13 protein-coding genes and 3 CRISPR repeat arrays (1 of these 16 only partly in view) are annotated in these 19731 nt (G+C 68.0%); of the genes, 2 read left to right on the top strand and 11 right to left on the bottom strand.

The window, feature by feature from the left end; genetic code table 11:
- Positions 1-1377: a CRISPR direct-repeat array (repeat unit 28 nt; unit sequence GGACCATCCCCGCGTGCGCGGGGAGCAG) (it extends 2434 nt beyond the left edge of the window).
- Between the two features lie 266 nt (positions 1378-1643).
- Genes cas2e through EER30_RS12900 form a run of 9 tightly spaced genes read right to left on the bottom strand, consistent with a single transcriptional unit; the run spans position 1644 to position 12782 of the window.
- Entirely contained in the window at positions 1644-2000 is a 357-nt protein-coding gene (gene cas2e, locus EER30_RS12860; RefSeq protein WP_127500621.1) for a type I-E CRISPR-associated endoribonuclease Cas2e, read from the bottom strand.
- Complete coding sequence (cas1e, locus tag EER30_RS12865; protein ID WP_127500622.1) at positions 2000-2938, bottom strand: type I-E CRISPR-associated endonuclease Cas1e; 939 nt, start codon at positions 2936-2938, stop codon at positions 2000-2002. Before cas1e ends, cas2e begins: the two co-directional genes overlap by 1 nt.
- Positions 2935-3618 carry a type I-E CRISPR-associated protein Cas6/Cse3/CasE gene (gene cas6e / locus EER30_RS12870; protein ID WP_127500623.1) on the bottom strand — a complete coding sequence of 228 codons (684 nt, stop codon included), beginning with the start codon at positions 3616-3618 and terminating at the stop codon, positions 2935-2937. The genes cas1e and cas6e overlap by 4 nt, the downstream gene beginning before the upstream one ends.
- Positions 3619-3620: 2 nt before the next feature.
- A complete protein-coding gene (gene cas5e / locus EER30_RS12875) occupies positions 3621-4331 on the bottom strand; it encodes a type I-E CRISPR-associated protein Cas5/CasD (protein WP_127500624.1) in 711 nt (236 codons plus the stop codon).
- Entirely contained in the window at positions 4328-5452 is a 1125-nt protein-coding gene (gene cas7e / locus EER30_RS12880; RefSeq protein WP_127500625.1) for a type I-E CRISPR-associated protein Cas7/Cse4/CasC, read from the bottom strand. Before cas7e ends, cas5e begins: the two co-directional genes overlap by 4 nt.
- Positions 5449-6111: a type I-E CRISPR-associated protein Cse2/CasB gene (gene casB, locus EER30_RS12885; RefSeq protein ID WP_127500626.1), complete on the bottom strand. Its 663-nt coding sequence runs from the start codon at positions 6109-6111 to the stop codon at positions 5449-5451. The genes cas7e and casB overlap by 4 nt, the downstream gene beginning before the upstream one ends.
- Complete coding sequence (casA, locus tag EER30_RS12890; RefSeq protein ID WP_240669982.1) at positions 6108-7949, bottom strand: type I-E CRISPR-associated protein Cse1/CasA; 1842 nt, start codon at positions 7947-7949, stop codon at positions 6108-6110. The genes casB and casA overlap by 4 nt, the downstream gene beginning before the upstream one ends.
- Complete coding sequence (cas3, locus tag EER30_RS12895; protein ID WP_127500627.1) at positions 7918-10758, bottom strand: CRISPR-associated helicase Cas3'; 2841 nt, start codon at positions 10756-10758, stop codon at positions 7918-7920. Before cas3 ends, casA begins: the two co-directional genes overlap by 32 nt.
- Positions 10755-12782 (bottom strand): UvrD-helicase domain-containing protein, encoded by a 2028-nt coding sequence (locus EER30_RS12900; protein ID WP_164842305.1) that lies wholly within the window; start codon positions 12780-12782, stop codon positions 10755-10757. Before EER30_RS12900 ends, cas3 begins: the two co-directional genes overlap by 4 nt.
- Positions 12783-13095: 313 nt before the next feature.
- Between EER30_RS12900 and EER30_RS12905 the strand changes: the two genes are divergently transcribed.
- Positions 13096-14346 carry a serine/threonine-protein kinase gene (locus EER30_RS12905; RefSeq protein ID WP_240669983.1) on the top strand — a complete coding sequence of 417 codons (1251 nt, stop codon included), beginning with the start codon at positions 13096-13098 and terminating at the stop codon, positions 14344-14346.
- On the opposite strand, the gene EER30_RS12910 is transcribed toward EER30_RS12905, so the two are convergent.
- Together EER30_RS12910 and EER30_RS47030 are read right to left on the bottom strand one after the other, a co-directional pair.
- Positions 14312-14857 (bottom strand): hypothetical protein, encoded by a 546-nt coding sequence (locus EER30_RS12910; RefSeq protein ID WP_205650209.1) that lies wholly within the window; start codon positions 14855-14857, stop codon positions 14312-14314. The two genes, EER30_RS12905 and EER30_RS12910, sit on opposite strands and share 35 nt — an antisense overlap.
- Positions 14858-15074: 217 nt before the next feature.
- The gene (locus EER30_RS47030) at positions 15075-15233 is read right to left on the bottom strand and encodes a hypothetical protein (protein WP_164842306.1); all 159 of its coding nucleotides are present in this window, start codon (positions 15231-15233) and stop codon (positions 15075-15077) included.
- Positions 15234-15319: 86 nt separating this feature from the next.
- Here EER30_RS47030 and EER30_RS12915 point away from each other — a divergent pair, with 86 nt between their 5' ends.
- A complete protein-coding gene (locus EER30_RS12915; RefSeq protein ID WP_127500629.1) occupies positions 15320-17374 on the top strand; it encodes an N-6 DNA methylase in 2055 nt (684 codons plus the stop codon).
- Positions 17375-17614: 240 nt separating this feature from the next.
- Positions 17615-18436: a CRISPR direct-repeat array (repeat unit 28 nt; unit sequence CTGCTCCCCGCGCACGCGGGGCTGATCC).
- 83 nt (positions 18437-18519) lie between these two features.
- Positions 18520-19463: direct repeats of the CRISPR family, unit length 28 nt; unit sequence CTGCTCCCCGCGCACGCGGGGCTGATCC.
- Positions 19464-19731 lie beyond the last annotated feature (268 nt).

The following is a 19731-nucleotide window of genomic DNA, read 5'->3' on the forward strand; positions in this document are numbered from 1 at the left end:
GGGGGTCGGACCATCCCCGCGTGCGCGGGGAGCAGGACTTCCATCAGGACAACCCGGAAGACGAGCTGGGACCATCCCCGCGTGCGCGGGGAGCAGTTCCGGCACGACTCGAAGACCACCTTCCGGCAGGGACCATCCCCGCGTGCGCGGGGAGCAGTACCGCCGGTTCCAGGGCGCGCAGGACGCCGAGGGACCATCCCCGCGTGCGCGGGGAGCAGCGTCAACGACCGGTACGACGCGAACCGGTCCGAGGACCATCCCCGCGTGCGCGGGGAGCAGACCGGCCGTCGGGCAGCAATTCCAAACCATGAAGGACCATCCCCGCGTGCGCGGGGAGCAGTCGCCCTCAACCTCAGAACTGTCGAGCGTGCCCGGACCATCCCCGCGTGCGCGGGGAGCAGATGAGGGCGAGGGGGTGACCGTGCGGGAACCAGGGACCATCCCCGCGTGCGCGGGGAGCAGCTGCGGTTGCGGTCACCAAGATTGCGGTGCCTGGGACCATCCCCGCGTGCGCGGGGAGCAGATGAGTCGACCGTTCTTGCCGGTCGTCTGAACCGGACCATCCCCGCGTGCGCGGGGAGCAGGACGGCCGGCTGTTCGCCGGTCGGTCGTCCTGAGGACCATCCCCGCGTGCGCGGGGAGCAGTCGACGTCACCTCAGCGCTGGCCCACCACATGCGGACCATCCCCGCGTGCGCGGGGAGCAGCGACTGATGGCCGGCAACACCGTCACGCTCGAGGGACCATCCCCGCGTGCGCGGGGAGCAGAACGGACCATCGAGCACGTTCCCGGCGCCCAGCGGACCATCCCCGCGTGCGCGGGGAGCAGTGCATCCCCGCAGACCTGTATCTGGCCGGCGAGGGACCATCCCCGCGTGCGCGGGGAGCAGTCCGCGACCGCACCGGGCATCTATGCCTTGCAGGGACCATCCCCGCGTGCGCGGGGAGCAGTGAAGACCAAGGCCGGGGAGATCCCGGGAAGGCGGACCATCCCCGCGTGCGCGGGGAGCAGTCGGGACCGCAACGATCGGGCTGCCCGCCCTCGGGACCATCCCCGCGTGCGCGGGGAGCAGTCCGACGGGCAAGGCCGCAGCGACATGGACAAGGGACCATCCCCGCGTGCGCGGGGAGCAGACGCTGCACGCCGCCGCGGCGGCGCGTGATGGGGGACCATCCCCGCGTGCGCGGGGAGCAGCACAGGTCGGACGACTGGCCGATCTTCCACATCGGACCATCCCCGCGTGCGCGGGGAGCAGTCCTGTGTCGACAGTTGCTCGCCGCCGAGCGCCGGACCATCCCCGCGTGCGCGGGGAGCAGACCAGAGCGAGGTGGGTGGTGGGGTATTCCTCGGGACCATCCCCGCGTGCGCGGGGAGCAGACTAATTGACCTGCGGCGCTGGAGATCAACTAGCTGGATTTTGTTCACTCGCTCTTGGCGGCTCGGGCGGCGCGGGCAGGCGTCGACGAACCTGGGAGCCCGGGAGGTCTCACCTACTCGATCCGGCCATCGCATATGTGGACAGTAGCTCACGAAATGAAGAGATCAGAACGACGGTTGTCTCCGTCTGTGCGGGAGCGCGCCAGTCCGAATATGGATCTTAGAGCCAACGAGCAGATGCTGATGTTCGAATCCGCTGTTCGGATCTACGCCGGCCTGCCTCGCCCGCCGAAGCGGCGACGTTTGGCCGCCTTGCTCCAGCCGCCTGGGATTGCGGGGTTGAACGGTGTGTCGCTGGGACGGCGAATCAGAGTCACGCCGTCCAGGTCGACCGGCTGCCAATGATGGTCGTGCACCGCGAACGAGAGTCCTTGCTCACCGCGCTTCTGGAAGACCAGGAGTGCGCGGCCGGGCCCGGCCATCTCGGTCACCCGCGCCCAGAGCCGCTCGCGCACGCGCTTGCTGATGTGGCCGACGTACACACCCGCCGAGATCTCCAGCAACCATTGCGTGAGGTGGCCGCGCAGCCCCGGCGGGCAGGCGGTGAGGATGATGACCGTCATCAGAAGTCCACGTCGGCGTAGTTGCGGCCGGCGCTGACCTCGAAGCCACCGTCGTCCCAAAGGCGTACGGAGTCGTCGTCGATCTCGCCGCCGTGTTCGGGCCGGAGCAGCAGCATCCGAATGTCTCGCACACACCTTTCCAACAAAGTGCCATCGTGTACGAGGTCACGCACTCGACGCCGGGTGTCGGTGCTGATGTCGGTGGATCCTCCGGCGATCACGTCGAAGGCCGCCGGAATGGTGACGTCGGCCTTGTAGAGGTCGGCGATGTCGTACACGAATGCTCGCTCGTGACCCGTGTGGACGAACCCGAGGCCGGGCGAGGCTCCGACGGCCACGATGACCGCGTGCACGATCCCGTATAGGCAGGCGTGCGCCGCGGACAGCGCCTGGTTGATCGGGTCACCACCGGCGAAGTCTGTTTTGTCGTACTCGCGCTGGTTCCAGGGCACGCCCGTACGCTTGGCGTGCTCACGGTAAATCCGCCTGACTCGAGCACCCTCCTTGCCCCGCAGTTGTTGCATCGATAGGCCGGCCGTGTCTTCGCCGGGGAAACGCATCGCGTACATCGTGCGGGCCACGCCCAGCCGTCGTTGCCGGTGGCTGACCGCGGCGGCTTGGGCGACCAACAGCCGGCTGGACGAGGCGAGGGAACGACCGTGCGCGTAGTAGCGCACGCCCCGCTCACCCACCCAGACGGCGGTGGCGCCGTGGTCGGCGAGCAGGACGATGGCCTGGTGGGTGATGCTCGTGCCGGGTCCGAGCATCAGCACACCGATCGAGGCGGCCGGGATGTGCACAACACCGCGGTCGTCCGTAGCCGTGATCGCGTTGCTGTCCCGGTGAATGACGCTGCGTTCGAGGTAGAGGAAACTGATGCGGTCCTCGGCCCGGCTCAGATCGGCGATATCGGCGGGCGGGACCCCGGAGGTCTTCACCGCGTGGCCGCTGCACCGTCGGCCGGGGCGAGGGTGAGCAGACCACAGCCGTACGCCTTCGCATGCCCGATCCCATTGACGAGTGCGGCTCGGAAGTCGTCTGCGTTCGTCACTTCCAAAATCCCGTCGTACGTCACCGTGGTGAGCGTGACCCCATGTGTTCCGCGCTTGAATTTCTGGTTCTGGCGCTGGTGCAGACGCAGGTTCGGCCGCCCGTCCCGCTGTGTCGCCACGGCGAAGCCGCAACGAGCCGCTCGGCTGAGCAGCCACTGCTCCTGCTCTTCTTGACGCAGATAGCCGAACCGCTGCGTTTCCTTGGCGTCGGCCGTTTTTCGCCCACTGTGGACGGGGTTGGCGGTGAGCCGGAAAGCCCACCGCTGCCCGGCCTGCAGGGACGCGAGCAGCGGGTCGTACTCGCGGGTCTCCCACGTCGCGGTCGTCGGCCAGCCGGCCTGTTCGACGAGGTGGGTGAGATCCGGACGGCCGGGACTGACCAGGTAGAGGTGGACGGTAGCGGTGGCCGGCGTGTCGAGTCTCCAGAGGGTACGGCTGCCGGGTCGCTCGTAGTCGGCGGGATCCGAGAACCCGGCCCGGACCGCGGCGTGCATTGCCTGCGGCGACGAGAGCAGTTTGCGCGCCCCGCGTCGGGCCGGATTGATCTGGAATCGGGTGAGGAACATGCTCAGCCTCCCAGCAGGCTAAACGGATCGTGGTCGGCTGCGCGGGACGGGTCGGCGAGGTCGTTGACGACGTCCACGTGGCGACGCAGCACTGACCGCCAGGTGTGCTGCCGATGGGCGGGATCGAAGCTGACCGGCTCGTCGGGCTGGGTCTCGGTGTTTTGTTCACCGGGACGCGCGTCGCGAAGGACCTCAAGCCGAACGATGCGGGTATTACGCGCAAATCGATGACGGTAGTGCTTTGCGGCGAGCCATGGCCACGAGTCCAGGGCGTCGTCGAGACCCCCATCGTGTACGCCGAGGCTGACCGGCCCGGCCGGCGGGCACGAACGCCGACCCAGGTACAGCGGGAATCGCGGTCGCCTCACCGCATCGCCGAGGTCATGAATCAGACCCGCCTCGCCGTGAACGGCGGCCAGGAAGATCGCGTCGGACAGATAGAAGCGATAGGTCAGTGGAGCGCTGGACCGCCCGTCGAGGGAACGGGCGGTCTGGAAGTCCCGCAGGATCTGGCCCGGCTGGTCCAGCCGCACCCCGAACTCCAGGCCGAGCAGATCGGTCAGCGGCTCGGTACGGCGCATTCCCTTGGCGGCAGCGAGCATCCCGATGACACCGCTCTTCGTCGGTGCGATTTCGGTGCCGCGCTGAGCGAAGCGGCTCGAAGACCCCCAAGCCTGAAGCGGTCCACCGAGTCTGAGCAGCAGGACGGTCATGCCGGCTGCCCGAGCGCGACGTCGACCCGCTCGGCCACCTCGTCGACCAACTCGTCCAGGGTCACGGCCTTGCCCAGGTCAGCCAGCGCAACGGTCTGCTCACCGACCCGCGTGACCCAGCCCGCCAACGGCTGCTCCCCGTACGCGCTCTCGACCGCAAGTGTGTGCGCGGCCAACACATCCGAGGCCAGCTTGATCCGGCCGACCTCGTTCGTCTCGCGGACCGGCGTCTCGAACGCCCCGACCAGGTTGATCGGTTGGGTGTCACGAAGCCGTACGACGATCGCGTCGGGCAGCGTGCGGTGAGCGAAGGTGTTCTGCTTGCCGGTGGGCATGCTGCGGGCGAACGCGGTCAGGAACGCCTTGACCGCGGCCCGGGTTGCGGGCGCAGAGCCGAGCGTCTCGTGCAGGGCGTTCACGTCGACGGTGGCGTACCGGTAAAGGGTGGAGGAGTTGAACTCGATGGTGCCGATCATTCCGGCACCGGTCTCGGCCACGTCCTCCTTCCGGTCGTCGACCGCCGTGAAGTAGTCGAACTCGTTGTCGACCGCGTGCACGCTGATGGCGTGGGCGACCTGGCAGGCCGCGTCGACGTTGATGTCGCTCATGTCGGCGAGCATCCGCCCGAACATCGCGATGTCCACGGACTGGTCGCGATTCGCCAGCGCCTTGAACCTTGCCTTGTCCAGCGCGACTCCGGTGCTGGCGGCTTCCAGCGCAGCGCCGGCGAGGTTGTCGATCTGCCGGTGGCTGAGGAACAACAGGTAGCCGGATTCGACGTTCTTCGCCTCGGTCTTCTTCTTGTCCACCTTGGCGAGGCCGGCGGCCACGAAGACTTCGGCGGCCATGGCCGAGGCGGTCTCGTCGGACAGGCTCGGGTCGAGGACTTTGATGCGTTCCGCGAGGGACTCGCCGACGCGCTTCGTCCTCTCGCCGAGCTCGGAGTGGTCGAGCAGACCCTCGAACGCCAGCCGGATGGCCCGCTTCCACGCCTGGCTGGAGACGCGAGCCCGGCGCACCCCTCCGTACACGGCGGTCTTAGGGGAGCCGGTGTCGTCACGGTTGAGGTTGCTCGGCGGGACCGTGTGCAGGGCATAGACATCGATGATGGCGCGGTTCATGCTGGCGTCTCCTCAGAAGTGTCGGCGTTGTCGGAGTCGGTCGTCGCTCGGGGACGACTGCGGAAGAACTCCCGTCCCCAGATCGCCTGTACGTGCTGCCGACCGTCGGGGCGGCGCAGAGTGCACAGATCCTCGGCGAGCAGGCCGTAGTCGAGCGGGATCTGGTGCCCGCGCAGCATCGTGATCAGCCCGCGCAGATGGTAGATGCTCTCCTGGTAGGTGCTGGCGGTGCCGAGAGCTGCGAACCTTCGGCGTACGCCATCCGGCCCGTTCGACACGTGGACGAGATCGGCCACGGCACGGCCGAGACCGCGGCCGTCGATGTGCATCCGTTCCGGGCGCGACTGCTGGTGCAGCGCGTAGAGGCTCACCGCGTCGTGCACGGCGTGTTCCTGATCGGTTGCCGGGTCGATCTGCCGTGTGTCGAGCAGGTCATCCGGTACGTACAGATATTCCTCAAGGGTGTAGTCAGTGCCGGGATCGCGGCCGATGACGCGACGCAACCGGGCGAGGGCGCTGACCGCCGCGGGGTCGGGAGAATCGCGTTGTAACCGGGCCTGCAACCGGCCGACGGTGGCGGCGACGTGGTTACCGAGCGCGCTGTGCCGTGTCCGTCGTGGCGTGCTGCGAACCGGTGAACCGGCTTCGATCGTCGTCATGCTGGTACCTCCTGGTTCTCGTTCGAGTCGTTTGCCAAGGTCAGCGCCTTGGCGAGGTCACGCCGGAACCACGCCTCGGCTTGGAAACTGGAGTAGTGGATCTCCCGTCCGTTGCGGTCGAGCTTGGTCCGGCCGACCCAGGCCACAGGACCGGACGCCTCGACCAGCTCACGACCGATCCGGTGCACGACGCGACGTACGCCGCGTTGCCACGCGGTGCGTTCGGTTGAGGGATCGCTTTCCGGGCCCAGCCGGGCGAGCCAGTTCCGAAACACCTGATCCAGTACGGCGTACGCCTGCTCGGCTGCGCGGTCGGCCTCGCCGCTGTCGTCGGAGCCACCCGCAGCGCGAACGAGGTTGGTCGCGAGCCCTCGCAGTGCTCGGACCGCCGCTTCGGCATCGGCGGCTGCATCCACCGCGGCGGTCCGCAGCGGCGAGTCCTCGACCAACAGCAACACGTTCATGGTCAGGGTGTCGGAAAAGACCTCATCGATCACCGCCTGCTGGGTGCCGTAGGCGACGCTGACCGCTCGCGGCCGAACCTGGAAGTCCTGACCGATATTGCCGTCGCGGGTCAGCCGGGCGAGCCATTGCAGCACCATCGCGGATTGCCGCTGCGGCGGCTCACTCGTGGACGGCGTCGGCGGGGGGAGCAGGGTCTGCAATCCACGCCACAGGGCCCGAGTGTGATCGTGCGGCCGGGGCAGGTAGATCGGAGTTCGCTTCTGCTCCTTCTCGCGTGGTGCGCTCCGTCCCCAGACGCTCATCGGCTCCGTCAGGTGGCGGTCCTGCCAGTCCAGCCGGTCACCGATCGCGATCATCGCGCCGGTGATGCCGTTCAGATCACCGAACAATCTGATCCGGCGGGACTGCCAGGTGTAGAGACTGAGCAGACCGTACGGACCACGCGTCGTTTCGGATTCCTCGGCGGCGGTCTGCGCTTCGCGTTCCCAAACCGGCACGTCCCGTTCGTCGGCCCGTTGCCAGTTCGGGGCGAACGGCACGAGGTTGAGAAGCAGCGTCTCTCGCAGCGTGGCGCCTTCGAGATAGACACCACCGAGATTGCCGAGCGTGCCGACCCCGATCGAATAGCCTTTGCCCTTCTTCACCCGAGAATCGCCGACCGCCCCGGTCTTGATGCCCGCAGGATCGAACGCCTGGCAGTGCACCAGCCATCGGGCGGCTTCAGCGGGCGAGATCGACTCCATCCCGTTGCCAGCTCGAGTGGTAAGGAACGGCATGCCATTCGGCACGTCCGCAATGAGCCGCTCCAACCCGTACGTGTTGTCTTTTTCGGCGCGTAGATCAGCGACCTGGTAGAACGGTTGCTTCGGATGCAGCAGGTCGAACCGGTCCTGGAACTCGTCCAGATAATCGCCGAGGTCCTTCAACGGAAGCCCGCGGTCTCGCCACAGCGTTTGCCATGCCGCCTCGCCAGGTGGTCCGCCAGTGCTGCGGTGCAGAATCGCCAAAGCCAACCGGAGAAGTGCGAACGTCTGGGTAGGGAGTTCACACGCGATCGCGCGTATGTCGCCGGCCTGCTCGAACAGCCCGCGCAGCGACACCTCGCGGCTCTTCCCCGAGGCGTCTAGCACTGGTATCCAGGCCTCGTTTGTCAGCGTGAACCCGTTTGGGTTACTCACCGTTGCCAAGGCTTCAACCCTCCACTTAGTGTCCTCCTCCAAGGAGGACGAGGACATCAGGCAATCAAGAACACTGGCAATGGCCCGGCCACCACTTCCCTCTTTCGAGGGATGATCCGCAAGATCACTGTTCATGGTCACGTTCCCCGCGTCAGGCGGGGTTTCATCCATTTCGTACAGATCGGAGACCTTCATGGGATTCGTAGTTCAGTTCGAAAGAGGCGATTCGCGTTTGACCGTTTCGGTCGATGACGAGGACCAGCTCGCCAGCCAGCCACGGGCTGTCCTGCCAGGCGCTGACGTCGACATTCCTCTCCAACTCGTCGATGACGTCGTCGATGACATCGGGGGCCGTCATCGAGCGGGGGAGAGGCAGAGTGCAACGGGCGATCTGCCGCGCGAGCCGCCAATCGGGGGCGCTCGAGGTGGGCACGACGACCCCGCCTCCGTCGATCCAGGGCGGAACGACCAAACCGTCCTCGGTTCGGACCAGTAGCAGGACTTCCAAGGTCTCGCCGTCGGTATCGCGGACGTGCCCGCGGGCCTGCTGGTCGTTCGCGTCACCGACGCCGCCGGAGAGCCAGCCGATCAGTGGCACCCCGGGCTCGGCAACGCCGGCCAGCCGGAAACCGTCGGCTTTCAGCTCCTTGGCGGCGAACGCCTCGCGTTGTTTCGCCTCGGCCGCGGCCAGCGCCGTTTGCCACGCGGACGGCCCGACCTCCGCATCGCCGTACGCCCTATGGGTCAGCGCGGCGATGTCGGCCGGTAGCCGCAACGGCGCTCCATCCAGATGAGGCAGCAGGACGGCCGCGCTGCGTAACAACATGGCCGGCTGGTAGACCCGACGCGACCCGGCAACGGGTTTGGGCGGCTCCTGACCCCAATCGGCACCGGTGATCCAGCAGGTCGGCGTGGACACAGCGGCCGGACGCCCATCACGCGGGTGCCGGTGCAGTCGACCGATTCGCTGCAGCACGAGGTCGACGGGCGCGAGATCGGTGACAAGCAGGTCGAAGTCGATGTCGAGTGACTGCTCGGCGACCTGGCTCGCGACGACGACGTGCCGCTGCGGCCGCTTGCCGCTGCCCGGCGGCCCGAACGTCTCGGCCAGCCAGCGGTCCTTCGCGGCCCGGTCCACCGCCATGAACCGCGAGTGCGCCACCGACACAGGCAAGTCCGTGCCCAATGCCGTACGCAGGTCTTCCGCTGTTTGTTGGACGCGGGCAACGGTGTTCCGGATGATCAGGGCGCATCCACCGTCCCGCAATTGATTGCGAATCAGGCCGATGAGTGCAGCCGGGTCGTCGTCGAGACGGCGGAGCCTTACCTCGACGCCGCGTCCGGATTCGTCGCACGTGGTCGTGACAGGCCCGCGCCCCTCGGACGAGGTGGTGATCAGCGGATAGCGCAGGTCGGCGCGCACCTCGGCGTACGGATCGACTTTGGGCTTGCGTCGGTCCCGCCAGGTGAGCGGGGCGGGCGGTCCGAGCCGGCCATTGTCGTACGCGGCCAGCAGTTCGGCCCGCCGGCCCGCTGGCAGGGTCGCCGAGAGCACGACGACCGGCACGCCATAGGCGGCCAGCCACTCCAGGGCCCGGTCGAGGAAGCGCCCCATGTAGATGTCGTAGGCGTGGGCCTCGTCGATGACGACGACCTTCCCGGCCAGGCCGAGGTGGCGCAGCACCAGGTGTTTGCCGCGCAAGGCGGCGAACAGCAGTTGGTCGATGGTGCCGACGATGAAGCTGGACAGCAGCGTTCGTTTCGACCCGGCCAGCCAAGTGTGCACGCCGGCCGCGACACCGCCGTCGTCCTCGGCGATCGCGCTCGGCAGCGACGTGGTGCGCAGACGGTCGTACTCAGGATTGAGAGCCGCCTTGCCGTGCGCGAGTCGCACGTCGCGGTCTCCCCGGCCGACCTGGGCGTCGGGCAGCCGGCGCAACCACGACAGCATCCGGCCGAACATGGCGTCACTGGTCGCGCGGGTGGGCAGCGCGAGGTAGCAACCGGAGGCACCGGTGCGGCGGGCGAGGATCTCCACGGCCGCCAGGGCAGCTTCGGTCTTCCCTTCACCCATGGCCGCCTCGACGATGATCATTCCGGGTGCCGGCATGGTGGCGGCCAGCTCGGCGACGACCTGCTGCACCGGGCGGGGTTCCGCACCGGAGGGCAGGACGAAGCGAGCGGCGAACAGCTCAGGAACGCCCGTCGGGGGCTGGGCCGGAATCCACGGGATCGGAAGGTCGACCTCGTCCCAGCCGCCACGGAGCCGGTCCTCGTTCGACGCGTCGAGAAGGTACGGGAAGTACTTCTCGTTGCTGGCGATCCAGTCGGCGACGATAACGAGCCCGGTGAGGGCAGCCTGGGCCGGTTGCGACAAGGGCACATCGGCCCAGCCCTTGAGCCGGTCGCCGGCGCTGGACCGCTCGGTCATCCAGAGCAGTAGCTCGCGCTGGACTTGTTGCCACGCCTCGTTACCGAGCAGGTACCGATGGCAGAGGATCCCCTTCAGCACCTCGTCGGTAGGTGGTATGCCGTGGTGCCCGCCGACGACCACGGCGTACGCGTGTGGATCCGCCCAGTCCTGGTCGCGCAGCCAGTCGGCGAGCACGATGTGCCCGGCCACGTCGTGGCGGGCCAGCCGACGTTCGGCGCAGATCCGCTCGTGGTCGAAGCCGAGCCCTCGGTCACGCATGCGCTCGACCAGGGAGGCGGTCTGACCCCGGAAGGACGCTTGGACGGCGAACGCCGGAGTTGCCTTGCCGATGTCGTGCACCCCGGCCAACCAGACCGCGAGCGTACGGCCGCTGACGTCCCCACCGGGCAACTCGTCCGCGATGAGGCGGCGTACGGCCGGGCTCAGCCAGTGATCCCACAGACGACCGGCTACGTCGGCGGAGTCCGCTAGATGCCGCCACAGCGGAAGCCAACCGACCGCGGACACACCCGTACGGTCGGTCTTGCCCCAGACAGAACGAGCCGCGTCGCTCAGACCGGTCGTGCTCATGTCAGCGCCGGCAAGAGCTCGCTGGGACGGCCGCTGTGGGACAGGTACAGCACGTCCCGGGCCCGGGTGAGCGCGACGAACAGCAGGCAGCGTTCGCGCTGAAGGTCCTGCCGGTGGGCGTGGGGATCGTCGGCCGCCGAGGTCACCGCGTTGGCCGCAGGCAGCACTCCCAGATCCAAGCCGACCACGGCCAGGCACCGGAACTCGAGCCCTTTCATGCCGTGCATCGTCGCGACCCGTACGCCGTCGGTGCCTTGCCCGTCGTCGGCGACCGGGATGTAGGCGCCCGACAGCGTGCTCGTGATGGCCCTGACAAGCTTTCCCGTACGGGCGGCGACGCCGATGGAGTGCGGTTCGACACCCTGTTCCAGCCATGTGCCGACCCGCTCGATCAGCGCCTCGAACTCGTCGTCCCGGGTGGAGTGCGTGGTCAGCTGTGGCGCGCCACCGCGGGTGATCGACCGATATCCGGTCAGGGTTTCCTCGGCGTCGTCCAATCCGAGTACGGCGTCCGAGTCGAGAACCTTCACCGACAGATTCAGGATCTCGTGGGTGGTTCGGTAGTTCACGGTCAGGCGCCGGGTCCGGCCCCGCACGGCGATTCCGAGCCGGCTGAGAGAGACCTGACTGTCGTAGATGCGCTGGTACGGGTCGGCGAGCAGGAACATGTCGTTGTCCCCGGGCGGCACGAGCGCACGCAGCAGCCGCCATTGCGCCGGATGCAGGTCTTGCCCCTCGTCCACGATGACGTGCCGGTAAGGGCCCGGCGTACGGCTCGCGATGGTGGCCGCGTCGTCGGCGAGCTGGGTGTGGGTCCGTTTGCGCAGCTTGGCCAGCTTGCCGACCACGCCGTTGATCGCGGTCCAGACCTGGTCACGCTGGGCCGCCCGCAACCCGGCCCCTCGGCCCTTGCGCGGGGCGTCCCGGTAGGCCTCGGCGCTGGTCAATTGCTGGGCCAGGATCACCTGTTCCCACTCGCGCTTGAGGAACGCGGCGCTGGTCGTGGTGATGACGCCGGCGCGATTCACGACCGCGGGGCCAGTCCTGGCGGCCTGCTCCCAGAGCGGGTCGGTCACCTCATCGGAGGCGATGGCGACCTTCTTCCCGCTCTGCGTGACGATCTGGTGCGCCAGTTTGTCGACGCCGATCACATCGATCCGACGCAGGATCTCCGGATCGTTGTCGAGGAGCCGCAACTGCCTGGCCAGAGCATCGGCGAGAGATCGGGTGTACGTGGTCAGCAGCACCTTCGATCCGTCGTCGGGCAGCCGCCGGGCGAGGAAGACGGCTCGGTGCAGACCGGTGACGGTCTTGCCGGTCCCGGCGCTTCCGGTGATCAAGGTCGGTCCCGTGTAGGTGTGCCGATTGGCGACGTCACGCTGGGTGGGGTGAAGGAAGGTGCGCCACACATCGAAGGGGTGGTCGAGGATGGCGTGCAGTTCCACCGGGCCGGAGACGAACGCGATCCGCTCGGGGGTGCGGTGAGCGGCCGCGAGCAGGTCGCCCGTGTCCACATCATCGACGATTCGTTCAGCCAGCTCCGCCCAGACTTCCTGAACGGACATGCCGCTGGCGAGGCCGCTGAGGACATCGAACTGGACCTGGGGGAGCAGGGCGGCCAGGCTCTCGAGCTGCCTGTCGGCGCTGATCACGCGTAGCAACGGCATCAGGTCCTTGTCCACGCCCAGCCGCTTGAGGTCCGCGGTCGAGACGTGGTCGAACAGGCCGCTCGTGTTCGGCGCTGCCGGAGCCGCGTCGGCGAACTCCTCGAGGCCTACCTGATTCCGCACCTCCAAAACGCCGAGCACCTGGTTGACCGTGAAGCGCCGGCTCGTCGCGAAGGCGTTCGCGTCGTCGTGGGGCAACACGTTGAGCAGCGCGTATCGCTGTTCGCCGAGGGCGAGCACCACGCCGCGGTAGAACCGGTCGATGCGGATCGTGCGGATGTTGGGGTCCCGCGCGCCGGTGAGTTTCTCCAGATGCAGACCGGCATGGGTGTGTTCGGCGAACTTGTCGATCGTCACGAGCACCGCATGCTGAACCGGCCGTTGCAGCTTGGCAAAGGCAGGCAGAAACCCTCGGTCGATGGCCAACTCGGCCATACACCCTCCCCGATCGATGTGCACAGTCGGCCGATACGCGGCGATGTGCGTCCGCTCGGCCAGGATCGGGCGACACGTGCTGTGCGGCACCCTGTCACCCCGAGTGCCGAACACCATTGCACAGTGGATACTCGTACGGCAATCTGTGAAGTGTGTTTTCAAACTTTTGGCCGTTTAGTTGGCATCGACCGGCGGAGGCCCCCGGCCGGCCGGAGTGCATCGTTAGGGTGAGCTCGTGGTAGCAGGCAGGCACCTCAAAGATCGATATCTGGTCGATCGGAACCCGCTGGCTCACCGGGGAATGGGCGAGGTCTGGCCCGCGCAGGACACCGTGCTCAAACGCCGGGTGATCGTCAAGCTCGTCGATTCATCCCTGATGGACGCCGAGTTGGCGAAGAGGTTCCAGCGTGAGGCGCTGCTGACCGCGCGCCTCGTGCACCCAGGCGTACCTGCCGTCTACGACTTCGGTCAGCACGAGGGCCGTTTCTATCTGGTCATGCAGCGGATCAAGGGGCCTGCCCTGTCCGATTTGATCGAGGAGCATGACCCTCTACCGGTCGCCTGGGCGGCCTCGATCGGCGCACAGATCTGTAGCGTGCTGATCGCGGCCCGGCAGATCGGCCTGGTCCACCGGGACATCAAGCCCAGCAACGCGATTCTCGAGCCGAGCGGTGCGGTGAAGGTGCTCGACTTCGGCCTGGCCGTCATACACGGGGACGACCGCTTCTCCCGGATCACGCAGAGCGGAGACAGCCTCGGGACCGCCGGCTACATGGCGCCCGAGCAGATCGAGGGTGGTCCCACCGATCATCGCACCGACCTTTACGGGCTCGGCGCGACCCTCTTTGACCTGCTCACCGGCCAGCCGCCCTTCGGCGGCTCGACGCCGACGCTCACGATGCAACTCCAGATGCAGGGCTCACCGCCACGGCCGGCCAAGCTGCGTGCGGAGATCCCGGCTGAGTTGGACGACCTGGTTCAGGCGCTGATGGCGCGGCACCCGCAGGACCGCCCGGCCAGCGCGGCCGAGGCGTACGAGGTGTTGGCGCCTCTCGTTCGAGACCTGCCGCCGATTCCCGGAGTGGTCAGCAGCCAGCCGGATGCGGCGCGTGCGTACGCGGCAGTGGTCGGGCAAGTGCCGACGCAGCACGTTGTGTACGCGAGCGCGGAGCCGGAAGAGCCGGCGAGGCGAGCCGAAATGCTGGCCGCCACCGGGAATCTGCGGGCTGCCGCACACCAATGGCGGCAGCTCGCGGAACTCCGTGCGATGGAGCATGGTGACGGGGACGCGGCAGCTGTCGAATATCGGCTTCGCGCCATTCGTGTTCATGTCGACATCGGTGAGCCCAGTCGTGCCCTGCGCCAGCTGCGCGATCTGTTGGAGGACCGCATCCGCGCGGACGGGCCGGAGCATCCTTCTGTTTCAGTGGTGCAGCAGGAGATTGCCCGTTTCAGCGAAAACGGGCGCCTCCGACCGCCCAGCTGAGCCGGCCCGAGGCGGATCTGGCGAACTGTGCCGTACGCGGATCGCTGAACACGGCCGGCAAAAGCGCAGCCTTCTGTTCGGCGAACCGCTCACCTCGGTGGTGGAAAAGCATCGCGCAGTTCTGACCTCGCGTCTCGGTGGTCAGAGCCCGGCGGGCCAGGGGCGAATACATTGCGCTGTGCTTCAGCCAGGCGGCCTCCTCCCCGTGGCCGTCGAAGCCTTGGCCGATCGACCCGTGGCCGAACGCGTCGTGCACGGCACGAAACATGTCGTTCTCGGCCGCGGTGAGATACGGGTGCGGGTTGTCGGTGGCGGCCGTGGCGAACACCTTCAGCTTGCGCTGGGCCAGGTCGTCGATCATGGCCGCCGCGTCGGCGTACGGGTCGGCGTCCATGACTCGTACGGCGATGCCGAGCCCACCGAAGTGGGCGGGGCCTACGAGAAACTCGTATTGCCGCACTGTCTCCCGGCGGAACGCGGCGTACGCGGCGACGGCGTGGCGATCATGCACCGGTGCCGCCACATAGGCGGCCGCGATCGCTGCTCCAAGTGCTGAGTCGAGGCGTACCTGGCCGTAGTCGGCAGCCGGGATCCAGTCATGGCAACCCCACCGCAGCGCGCCATCGACCAGGTGCGCGACCGGTGAGAGCGGTCGAGTTGTCGTCGGTGTGGATGAAACCAATCGGGTTCATGATCCTCCTCAGGATTGTCGGTACCGGGGGTGAAGATCAGTGAGACGAGGAATCCGGCTTGCGGTCGTTCATGGAATCCGCCGCGCGCTGCTCCTCTCGGATCGCTACGCCGAGTCGCCGGATCTCCGAGACCCGACGGTCCTGGTGGATCTTGGCGAACTTGCCGATCGCCGTGCTGTGCCCGCGCCTGGACATGCCTGCCTCCGCTCTGGAATGGACTCGTCGAGCAATGTACCCGTGAACCCAGTTCACAAGCTAGTGCGTTGTGCTAGCGTTCTGCCGTGAACTTGAGGCGAGGCCCAACCCTGACCGCGAGCGGCATCGCACGGCTGGCCAATGTCGGCAGACCAGCGGTGAGCAACTGGCGCCGTCGCTACGCCGACTTCCCGCAACCGGTGGCCGGGACCCCGGGCAGTCCTCAGTTCGACGCGCAGGCGGTCGAGGAATGGCTGCGCGGCCAGGGCAAGCTGCACCAAGCAAGCCTTGAGCAGCTGGCCTGGCGGCACATCGAGAACTATCAGCCCGCGGCCCAGATCGAGGACGCCCTGATCGCCTCCGGTGCGTATCTGTTGATCGGCGGTGGCCATGGCGTCCCGGTGACCCCGAAGCGGTTGCTCGCCCAACTTCGTACGCTCGACCGAGGTCTGGCCGAGGTCCTGAGCTCCGCGCTCCCGCAACAGTGGACGGCGCAGCTAGCGACCGTGCTGGAAACGGTCGACCAGCTCGGGCGGGAGAAGGACCCCGAGGTCGCCTTCGAATACCTGCACAACCAGTACGTCAATTCCGCGCAGTCGATGTCCGGCCTCGCCAATACGCCGGACATCGTCGCCGATCTGCTCCTGGCACTCGCCGGGTCCGGGGCGGTCACATTCGATTTCACCACCGGCACCGGTTCGATCCTCAGGTCGGCCGCCGTACGGGACGGTGTTCCCACCCGCTGCTACGGCCAAGAGATCAAACCGCAGTACGCGTTGATCGCCCTCCTGCGACTGTGGTTCGTGCACCTCCGCGCTCTACGCTCCGGCCGGCCGTCGTCCCCGCCGGTCCTGCACGTCGGCGACAGCCTGCTCGCCGACGCGTTCCCCGACCTGAGAGCCGACGTCGTCGTCGCGAACTTCCCGTTCGGCATCCACGACTGGGGCCACGACCAGCTTGCCTACGACTCCCGCTGGGTCTATGGGCTGCCACCACGAACCGAGCCGGAACTCGCCTGGGTGCAGCACGCGCTGGCTCACCTCCGCGTCGGCGGCACGTCAGCGGTGCTCATGCCGCCAGCCGCCGCCCTGCGACCGGCCGGACGACGTATCCGCGCCGAGCTTGTCCGTGCGGGCACGCTGCGCGCGGTCATTGCCCTGCCGCCCGGGCTGATGCCCCCGAGCGGCATCAGCCTGCACATCTGGGTGCTCACCCAGCCGGATCCCGAACGGGAGGTCAGTGATCGCCTGCTGTTCGTAGACACCACGGCGATGCCACGGGACAGCCCGTTGGTCGAGCCCGTCCTCGAAGCCTGGCGCAGCTACCTGTCCGATCACGAGGGCAGCGACTCCAGATTCCACCGCGTCATCCCCGCCATTCAGGTGCTCGACGGCCAGGTAGACCTGACGCCGTGGCGATATCTACCGCAGTCGGACCAACCGAACATCGATCCCGACCAGACTCTCGAGAAGGTCGCGAGGTTCGGAGAGCTCGTCGAGCAGACCCGAACCAGCCTCCCCGCCGTCCAGGCTGCACCAGCAACCTCCCCGGTACGGGTCACTCGCGCGAGCCTGGCCGACCTGATTCGCTCAGGCAGCGTCGTGGTGCAGCAGCGCGCCGTTTCCCGAACCAGCACGGACGCGCAGTTACTGGGAAACACGGTGCTGACCGCCCCTGACGTTCTCGCCGACCGGCCCGCCAGCGGAACTGCCAGCCCAGCAGCGGACGCGCCACGGGTCGAGCCCGGAGACATCCTCGTCCCTGCGACCGGCAACGAGATCGTCGCCCGGGTGGCGACGGCCGAGCAGGTAGGAGCGGAACTCGGGCCTGGGCTCCAACTCGTACGCGTCGACAGCGCCCAATTCGATCCCTGGTTCGTGGCCGGTGTGCTGTCCCGCCCTGAGAACGTACGGCTGGCCGGCCGCGCTTCCAGCACCAGCACCGGCACGCGCCGCATCGACGTCAAACGGCTCGCCATCCCAGTGCTCCCGTACGACCAACAGTGCCGTCACGGCCAGGCGTTCCGCCAGCTCACCGAGTTCCACGCAAGACTGCGCGACCTAGCCGAAACCGGAGAAGACCTAGCCCGCGAACTTAACGACGGCCTGATCCGAGGATCCCTGACCACAGCGGCGGAGTGATAGGAAGACCAAGCTTGTTGAGCGTCAAACCAACGTGCTCCAGCCGAACCAGGCGCGGTCTCAAAGAGACCGCGAACGCCGCGCCGCACGTCGACACCTGATCGATTGGACCGGTGGGAGGATCGAGAATGCGAAATATCTCGGGTGGACCACCGGGACAGCCAGGCCCATCAAGACACCCAGCCAAACCAAGTGAACAAAATCTGCACAGTTGATCTCCGGAGCCCCAGGTCAATTAGTCTGCTCCCCGCGCACGCGGGGCTGATCCCGGTGACGGAACCGTACCGCGGGCGGTCGATGGCTGCTCCCCGCGCACGCGGGGCTGATCCCAACAGCTCGATCGTGATGGGCGCCGAGGGGATCTGCTCCCCGCGCACGCGGGGCTGATCCTGCACTCCGACGGCGGTGTGCCCGCGCTGCGGCCTGCTCCCCGCGCACGCGGGGCTGATCCTCCGACCAGGCCGAGAAGTTCCCGGCAGCATCCCTGCTCCCCGCGCACGCGGGGCTGATCCCTCGATGGTGTTATCCGCGGCCTCATGGACCTCCTGCTCCCCGCGCACGCGGGGCTGATCCGATGCTCACCGACGCCGGGATCCTGCTGCCCGACTGCTCCCCGCGCACGCGGGGCTGATCCGGACCCCATGACCACCGCCGAGGAGACCCCCACCTGCTCCCCGCGCACGCGGGGCTGATCCCGTGAGGACCATGTCGTGCACGTCAGCGCTCTCCTGCTCCCCGCGCACGCGGGGCTGATCCGACGTGGGCGGAGTTGGCGCCCACGCTCGGCACCTGCTCCCCGCGCACGCGGGGCTGATCCCATGATCCGGGCCCGGCAACCGAACATCGACCACTGCTCCCCGCGCACGCGGGGCTGATCCCACGCACCCGCCCTGCTGCTTGTCGTCGACGTCCTGCTCCCCGCGCACGCGGGGCTGATCCGGTGCTCTACGCGGGAGGCAGCCGCACCGTCGTCTGCTCCCCGCGCACGCGGGGCTGATCCCCGTCGCATCACCGCACGAAGGACATAGACGTGCTGCTCCCCGCGCACGCGGGGCTGATCCGCAAGGCCGCTACCTCTACCCCACGTTGGGGAACGCACGCGGGGCTGATCCGGTAGACGTCCTGGTCACGAAATACACGCAGACCTGCTCCCCGCGCACGCGGGGCTGATCCGCCGAGAAGTGGCAGAAGACCTCCGGCCCGAACCTGCTCCCCGCGCACGCGGGGCTGATCCACAGCACGGCGTGAATGACCAGCCAGCCGACCACTGCTCCCCGCGCACGCGGGGCTGATCCCAACACGATCGGGAAGCTGTCGTGGACGGTGCCCTGCTCCCCGCGCACGCGGGGCTGATCCCCCGCGCCCGTTGGAGACGTTCACCCAGACCGACTGCTCCCCGCGCACGCGGGGCTGATCCGGATGCTCCTCGGGTCGAGAATCAGCGGGACCCCTGCTCCCCGCGCACGCGGGGCTGATCCCGACTGGCTGGCGAAGCCGGAGAACCGCAAGAACTGCTCCCCGCGCACGCGGGGCTGATCCGGGTTTTCAGATCCGGCCCCCGAAGGAGGGGGACTGCTCCCCGCGCACGCGGGGCTGATCCCATGTCCGTGAAGCCGTACCCGCCACGGGCGAACTGCTCCCCGCGCACGCGGGGCTGATCCGTTCCAGCGCTTCGTTCCCCAATGCGTGTAGCCCTGCTCCCCGCGCACGCGGGGCTGATCCCGACGGACCGCTGGCCGGGCGGACCGTGCCGCACTGCTCCCCGCGCACGCGGGGATGATCCGGTGTCGGCCAGCATGACGTCGTCGAGGCGCATCTGCTCCCCGCGCACGCGGGGATGATCCTGAAGACCCACTGGTCACCGCGGCACGAGACCTCTGCTCCCCGCGCACGCGGGGATGATCCGGCTTCCTGGCCGAATTTCCAGCCGGCGAAGTCCTGCTCCCCGCGCACGCGGGGATGATCCCCAGGCCCGGGCTTCCTGCGCAGCGATCCTGGCCTGCTCTCCGCGCACGCGGGGATGATCCTGCGCGCCAGACACCGTTATCTGTGACTCCGTACTGCTCCCCGCGCACGCGGGGATGATCCCTTCTGTGTCTCGACCTTGTTCAGACCGAGCCTCTGCTCCCCCGCGCACGCGGGGTTGATCTGATGGCCTTGGTCTGGTCCTGGGTGGGGAACATCTGCTCCCCGCGCACGCGGGGATGATCCCGGGTCGTTTCGCCAGAGACAGAGACAGAGACACTGCTCCCCGCGCACGCGGGGATGATCCCCATGCCCGGTTAGTCTCGATACCCTTCGTCTTCTGCTCCCCGCGCACGCGGGGATGATCCGGCCACGAAAAGTCAACGGCGGCG

Source organism: Actinoplanes solisilvae, from assembly GCF_003999975.1.
Lineage (GTDB): Bacteria > Actinomycetota > Actinomycetes > Mycobacteriales > Micromonosporaceae > Actinoplanes > Actinoplanes solisilvae.